We start from the raw sequence: 6138 nt of genomic DNA, 5'->3' as shown, positions 1-6138 counted from the left end.
GCTCGACCTGCACGCAAACGTCACGCGAAACCACCGCTGCCGCACCATGGCCCAGCTCATGGTGCGGGTACATGCCTACCTCGACGCGCGGAATGCACAGCGCTCTGCCTGTCCATCCCTGCGCCGAGCCGCCCTCAGGCGCGCCTCCTGACGTCGTGCGAGAATCGAGATCGTTGGTTTAGACTGCGCCCCGCCTTGCGCTCATGGTCGAGGCCCGCGTAGCAAATCCGGCGCCCCTTCTCCCACAACTCGCAGCCGTCGCAGCCCATAGTGGGATTGACGGTGGAGTCACACCACTGGATTCCGGTTCTCTCGCCCATGCGGATAGTTGCGTCTGATTGAGGGTGAGGCGCCTCCCACAAACCGGAAGATTCCCCCAACGTTGGGAGAATCCGCGCAGGTGGACACGGTTATTTACGTCCAGGGACGACCCACCGTAGTCGGGTTCACGTCCGCCTTCGCCAATCCCTCTTCAATGTGCTTCAGGACGACGTCAGCCACGCTGCGGAGCTGCATGAATGCCCCCTTTGCTTTCTGGAGGGATTCGTTCACTTCCGGTGAGTGCTCCTTCTTGAGACGTTCGAAGACGCTCTTCTCCCAAGACTCGACTCTCTCCACCACGTTCTCAGCGCGGGCCGTCATCTCGCGGACTGCTGAAAGTATGGGCCGGCTAAGCGCGGACTCGTTCGAGTCTTCGACCAGGGACAGCGTCTGACCTCGTACACGTTTCGCCAGATCCCTTACCGAAAGGCCCTCACGCAGTGCCTGCTTGAGAAAGCTCTCGCGTTTCTTCTTGTCTGCGACCTCGGCAAGGACGTCAAGGTGAGACCAGGAGAGTGGCCTTCCATACGGATTGGTCTGCTTCAGCAGAGTCGAGAGCTGAGCTGACGTCCAGGTGCTGGCAATTCGCTCATATCGGCGCAGCGTGTTCTCGTCGAGCCCGAGAGCTCGCTCAAGCTGGCCGACAGCGTCGGAACCATATTTCGCACGCTCCCCCCGGACCTGAGCAACGACACGCCCAATCTCGTACCTTGTCCGGACATCCTGCTTCTCGGAGCTTGCCAGCAGTCTCTTTAACTTCTCGTACTCGGACCGCAGCGCAGGCGTCATCCCCTTCACCACCACAGACGTACCGGAGCCCCCTTCACCTACCTTTTGCGCGCCTGCAGCATGGCGTCTCGCCTTCTTTCCCGGTGAATTCGACATCCGCCCTCCTGCATGCAACTTCGCCAGGCTCTCCGCCGTTGTGAGCACCAGTGGTCGGCACCTCCGTGCCACGCCGCGGGCATTGTGCGAACCATGCGCGCACGCCGCCACCTGAAGTCGCCTGTACGTCCGTCAACTGGTCATCTTTCCGGGTGAACTGGCGTGCAACTTCCAACGGTCGGCAGATGTGAATTCAGTTTTTGGCGGTATTGCTTTGTTACGAGGCCAGTATCACCGGCCATGTTGAAATCTGGTTGTCGCAGCCTGTGAACACCATCTCGGGCTGGACACTGCTATGCGTCCCGTCCCGGCTCCGACACGCTGACGCTGGAGTTGGCCGCGGCCAGGGGGACTTCCTCGGTTCGGCTTCGCCATATACGGGACAGGTGCCCGTACCCTTTTTGGCCGAAGCGCCGCAACACCTCGTCCCGGCCCGGTCTTGGCGTGTTCCAAGAGGTACGCCAGCTCTGTCGACAGCAGCACCTCGTCGGTGACGAGTCACACATTCCCATCCAGCAGGATGAAATACCGGGGGGCGCGGAGGCCGCTCCTTCGGACGTGATACGGCGGTACGCAGACGGTAAGTCCACGTCGGTGCTCGGCATAAGAGCTGTGACGGACCCACCGTTGAAGCACCTCACCCATCAACCTGCGCCCTGCGGGCGCGCTCACGATGCGCGCCACGAGGGCCCCTCCGGGCTTGCCGTGCGCGTGCGTCCTGGAGGACACCATGAAGGACGAGGACGACACCCCGACCCACCGTTACGAGGAGAAGGTGGTGAGCCTCAACCTAGAGTTGGCCAACCTGGAGCACGCCCTGCGCGGGGCCCAGTTCATGGCCGAACTTCTCGCCAACGACGACATGCCAACCGAGGAGGCTGACCGGCAGGCGCCCCGCTCTGTCGTCGCAATCCTGGCCCTGGCGGATGCACGGCTCCAGCAACTCCGCCGGGTCATTCGGGGGGAGGAAGATGCACGGCACCTGTGGGCGCCGTACAACGCCATCAGCCCGGAGCCGTTTCCGGGAGATGCAGACGACGTGAGGTTGGAGCCCCGGACTTCGCCCAGGACATCGGCCACTCCCGGCACCAGGAAGCGCACTGGCAGGACGGCCAGGCGCAAGCCTCAGGCGAAGCGGGCCGCGAGGAAGACGGTGGCCGGCAGACCGGAGGCACCCTCGCAGCGGGATGAGGGCTCGCCACCTCCTGCTGCGCCCGCGTCTCCGTGATACCCGGCAGCGGCCGGAGGGGCTTGGGCCTCACGAGGGTGTCATGCACCGGCAACGGTGCGGGCACCCGGAGGTCATCAGACCTCTTTAGCCCTGGGCGCCACGCCCGTGCGCAGACCGGCCACGTTACGGGAAGGAAATCCCGGACAGGGTGACGGTGCGGCCGGCGCCCGCCTCCCACAACTTGAGTGTGAAGGTGCCCTGGGCCTCCTCTCGCGTGGCCAGCGCCTCCACCGCGATGTGTTGCCGCTTCCTGTCCGTTTCAACAAAGCCTCGCTGCCAAACCGGCAGGACCTTCAACTCCATGCCCGTACTGTCCGTCAGCATCGCTCCCGCGGTTGACCATGGCGGCTCGCCTTGCGGGTTCTCCATCACCAGTTCCACCGCCACCCGTCCGGCGGCCCGGTAGCTATAGACCTCCAGCGTCACGAGGGCGTTTCCGGGGGATTTCGTGACGGCCTCGATGAGCAAGCGGGTCGATACCCCCGTGTTGTCCATCTGCCCGGCGGCGATGAGTCCCAGGAGCCCTCCCGGGCCTCCGCGCTCAGCACGCTCCCGTTCCAGCTCTTCATGGCACCACTGGGCCTCCACCTTCGCCTCCTTCGCCTCCCGCTGGTAGGACGCGGCGGTGCGCGGGGCGCGAGACACCTCTAGCAGCCGCTCCGCACGGGCCGGATGCACCACGAGGGTGAAGGCCGCAGCCGCGGGGGCCGCACCGTCCTTGAAGCGCACCATGAGCCGCAGCCGCTCCCCGCTCTTCAAGGTGTCCGAGGGGAGGAGCCGGAGCGTGGCCTGGCCAACGTCCACGAGGACAAAGGACTCCCGCTTCTCCAGCGCCACCGTGTCCTTGCCCTCCTTGTCCCGCAGCAGCTCCGCGTCAAAGGCGAGCGTGGTGGGCACCCCCGGGCTGATGTGCACCTCGGGCTCGTTGCCGGTGGGCTCCGCCGGAAGCTCAAGCTGCCGCACGCCCGCATTCCATGGAGGGGCAGTCGCCTCTGCACGGACCGTCGTTCCCATCAGCAGCGAGAGCACCACCAGCGCGGCGGAAGACGAAGCGGACATGGGACATCACCCTCACTCGAAGTGGTCCACGGGATTCGCACGCCCGGTCGTCCAGATGATGGCGGAGTCGGCATCACTTCCGGGCTTCCGCTCCAGGCCACGCTCTCTGCTGCTGCTGAGCAACTCGATGCACACCGGATAGGTGCGGCCCTGGCCCGTCCGCAACCATGTGAAGCGGCCATACACGCGGTCAGCGAGGTGGAGCTTGCCGTAGAGCAGTCCCCCGCCCCGGAGCCCCTTCCACTCATCCCCCAGCCGCACGATGGCGTTCCCCTCGCGCACGGTGATGACGTGGGGCTCGCCCTTGATGACGTCGAAGACGAAGACCTGGGCGTCCCCCAGCTCGATGCCCAGCTCCTTCATCGCCTCCAAGGCGCCCGGCGGGCACTCTTCCGGTGGCGGAGCAGGACGTACCTGGGGGCCGGAACAGGCGAGGTTGAGACACGCCCCCGCCACGCCCAGGGCCTTCATCCCCACCTTCTTCAACGCGCTGGCAGACGGCATCGACTCCTTCATCACGGGTGCATCCTCTTTCGTCAGCGCCGCGAGAGGCGCGGCGGCCACACCGGTTGCCTCCACCATGGGCGGAGCTGTGGCGGGGACAGCTTCCGGTAGCGCCTCCACGGGCGCTACTTCACGGAGAGGTGCGGGGCGCGTCACCACGTTGGACGGCGGCGAGGGCACCTTGGCATCGGGTGCAACTCCGCCCTCCAGCAGCAGCATCCCCCAGGCGGCCAAGCCCACCACCCCCACGAGCAGCACGGCCACCACCAGCACCGGCGAGCGCAGCCGCTGGTGCACGGGAGGCGCCTCTACTGGCGGCTCCTGCCCCAGTTCCACGACGTCTCGCCGGTCTGGGCGCCGGACGAAGGGCAAGGCAGGGGCGATGACCAACCTGGGTGCGGGTGGCGTGCCGGAGTACGTGGGCCACTCTGGCCGGCGGATGCGACGTCGGGGGGCAGCGCTGGGTTCCAGCTCGGTCCCCTGCTTCTCGTCCCACTCGAAGAGGCTGGCCTCCCACGCCACGGACTTGCCGAAGCTCACCGCCGCCATGAGCGCCGCGTGCAGCTCGGCTCCCGTTGGGTAGCGCTCCTGCGGCTGCTTTGCCAACAGCCGCATGATGACGTCGCTGAGCGCCCGAGGCGTGCGCCGGTTGAAGTCCGCTGGCGTCGGTGGCGTCTGGGCCTCGATGGCCAGGTACAGCATGTCGGGCGGCAGGTGCGGCGGGAACGGGTAGTGCCCTGTCACCGCCCGGTACAGGCTGACGCCCAGCGCGAACAGGTCATCGGTGGGCTGGTGCTCGTACCGCGCTCCCGGACGTCCGTGGTTCGCCCGATGGAAGCGCACCGACTCGGGGCTGCGCAAGTGCACCGTGCCCGGGGGCACCGTCTGCTCGGTGATGGTGGCCGCGCCCGCGTAGTCCCCGATGCCGAAGTCGATGAGCACCGGCTCCCCGTCCGCCTCCCGGATGAGGATGTGCACGGGCTTGACGTCGCGGTGCCGTACCCCCGCCCCATGCAGCGCATGGAAGGCCAGGGCCACCTTGCCGACGGCCTGCGCCAGCTCACGGAAGTTCGGGTTCACCTCCTCGGCCCAGGTGTCCAGCGGTCGGCCGGCCACCCAATCCATGACGAAGTAGAGATAGCCGGTCTGCGGGTGGGGCCACCGGCCGCAGGCGTGGAAGCGCACAACGTTGGGGTGCACCGCCTTGACCATGAGCAGCGTGACTTCACGCTCGGCCCGCTCGTCCCCGGGACGCAGCGCCAGCTTCAGCGCGTAGAACTCGCCGGGCCGGGCCATGTCCTCCACGCGATACACGGCGCCGAAGCCGCCCACGCCCAGCCGCTCCATCACGCGCCAGGTGCCCACCTCCGTGCCGGGCCCCAGCGCCTCCGGGTACACCTGAAAGTTTTCCGCGTGCAGGGGCATCGGGGTGGCTGACCTCGGGCCCAACCTAGCAGGTTCCCGAGATGCCTCGGGAGGGCAACTACTTCCCCGGTTGGGCGGTGGTCCGCCCTCCGAGGGCAATTCCCGCCCGCACCTCGGCATAAGAGCCATGGCGGAAGCTTCCGCTGGCATCCAGTCCCTTCCGGGCTGGGCGCCTTCCTCCAACCCCAACCCGCAGCACGGCGTACCGCGAGTCACACGGGCCGAGGAGCACCCGCTCCACGTCCGTCATGCCCGAGGTGCGCCCTCACCACGAGGAGGAGCACCATGTCTCACGACATCCACCAGATGGCCTATGTCGGCGAGGAGCCCTGGCACGGCCTGGGCACGCAGTTGCCCACCGCCAGCACCTACGAGGAGGTGGTGCAGGCGGCCGGCTTCTACACCGCCGTCGAGCGCCCCCTCTTCTCGCCTCCCATGGAGGAGCCCATCCCGGACCGCAAGGGCCTCTTCCGGAGCGACACGGGCGAGTACCTGGCCACCGTCCACAAGGGCTACGAGGTGGTGCAGTTCGAGGAGGTGGCCCGCACGCTGGTGGAGGCGGCCGGTGGCGTGGGCGCCATCTTCCACACGGCGGGCACGCTGGGCCGCAATGGCGTGCGTGGCTGGCTGCTGGGCGAGCTGCCCGAGCCGCTGCGCGTCCGGGGCGACAAGAGCCCCATCCGCCGCTACGTGCTGGGCTACACCGGCCACGA

The 6138-nt window shown here is 67.2% G+C and carries 5 protein-coding genes; 2 read left to right on the top strand and 3 right to left on the bottom strand.

The features are described from left to right. Nucleotides 1-414: 414 nt before the first annotated feature. A complete protein-coding gene (locus tag K8640_RS42195) occupies nucleotides 415-1206 on the bottom strand; it encodes a DUF1016 N-terminal domain-containing protein (protein ID WP_223752255.1) in 792 nt (263 codons plus the stop codon). Nucleotides 1207-1936: 730 nt separating this feature from the next. Here K8640_RS42195 and K8640_RS42190 point away from each other — a divergent pair. Then, entirely contained in the window at nucleotides 1937-2434 is a 498-nt protein-coding gene (locus K8640_RS42190) for a hypothetical protein (RefSeq protein ID WP_223752254.1), read from the top strand. Between the two features lie 126 nt (nucleotides 2435-2560). Here K8640_RS42190 and K8640_RS42185 read toward each other — a convergent pair whose 3' ends face one another. After that, nucleotides 2561-3496 (bottom strand): DUF2381 family protein, encoded by a 936-nt coding sequence (locus K8640_RS42185; protein WP_223752253.1) that lies wholly within the window; start codon nucleotides 3494-3496, stop codon nucleotides 2561-2563. 12 nt (nucleotides 3497-3508) lie between these two features. Further along, nucleotides 3509-5425: a serine/threonine-protein kinase gene (locus K8640_RS42180; RefSeq protein WP_223752252.1), complete on the bottom strand. Its 1917-nt coding sequence runs from the start codon at nucleotides 5423-5425 to the stop codon at nucleotides 3509-3511. A 285-nt stretch (nucleotides 5426-5710) separates the two neighbouring features. Between K8640_RS42180 and K8640_RS42175 the strand changes: the two genes are divergently transcribed. Further along, nucleotides 5711-6138 (top strand): DUF932 domain-containing protein (locus K8640_RS42175; RefSeq protein ID WP_223752251.1); only part of this gene is annotated, 428 nt, incomplete at its 3' end.

It is taken from the genome of Myxococcus sp. XM-1-1-1, assembly GCF_020037095.1.
Lineage (GTDB): Bacteria > Myxococcota > Myxococcia > Myxococcales > Myxococcaceae > Myxococcus > Myxococcus fulvus.
Note: the sequence above shows the minus strand (reverse complement) of the source record. Positions and strands in the feature narration are given on the sequence as shown.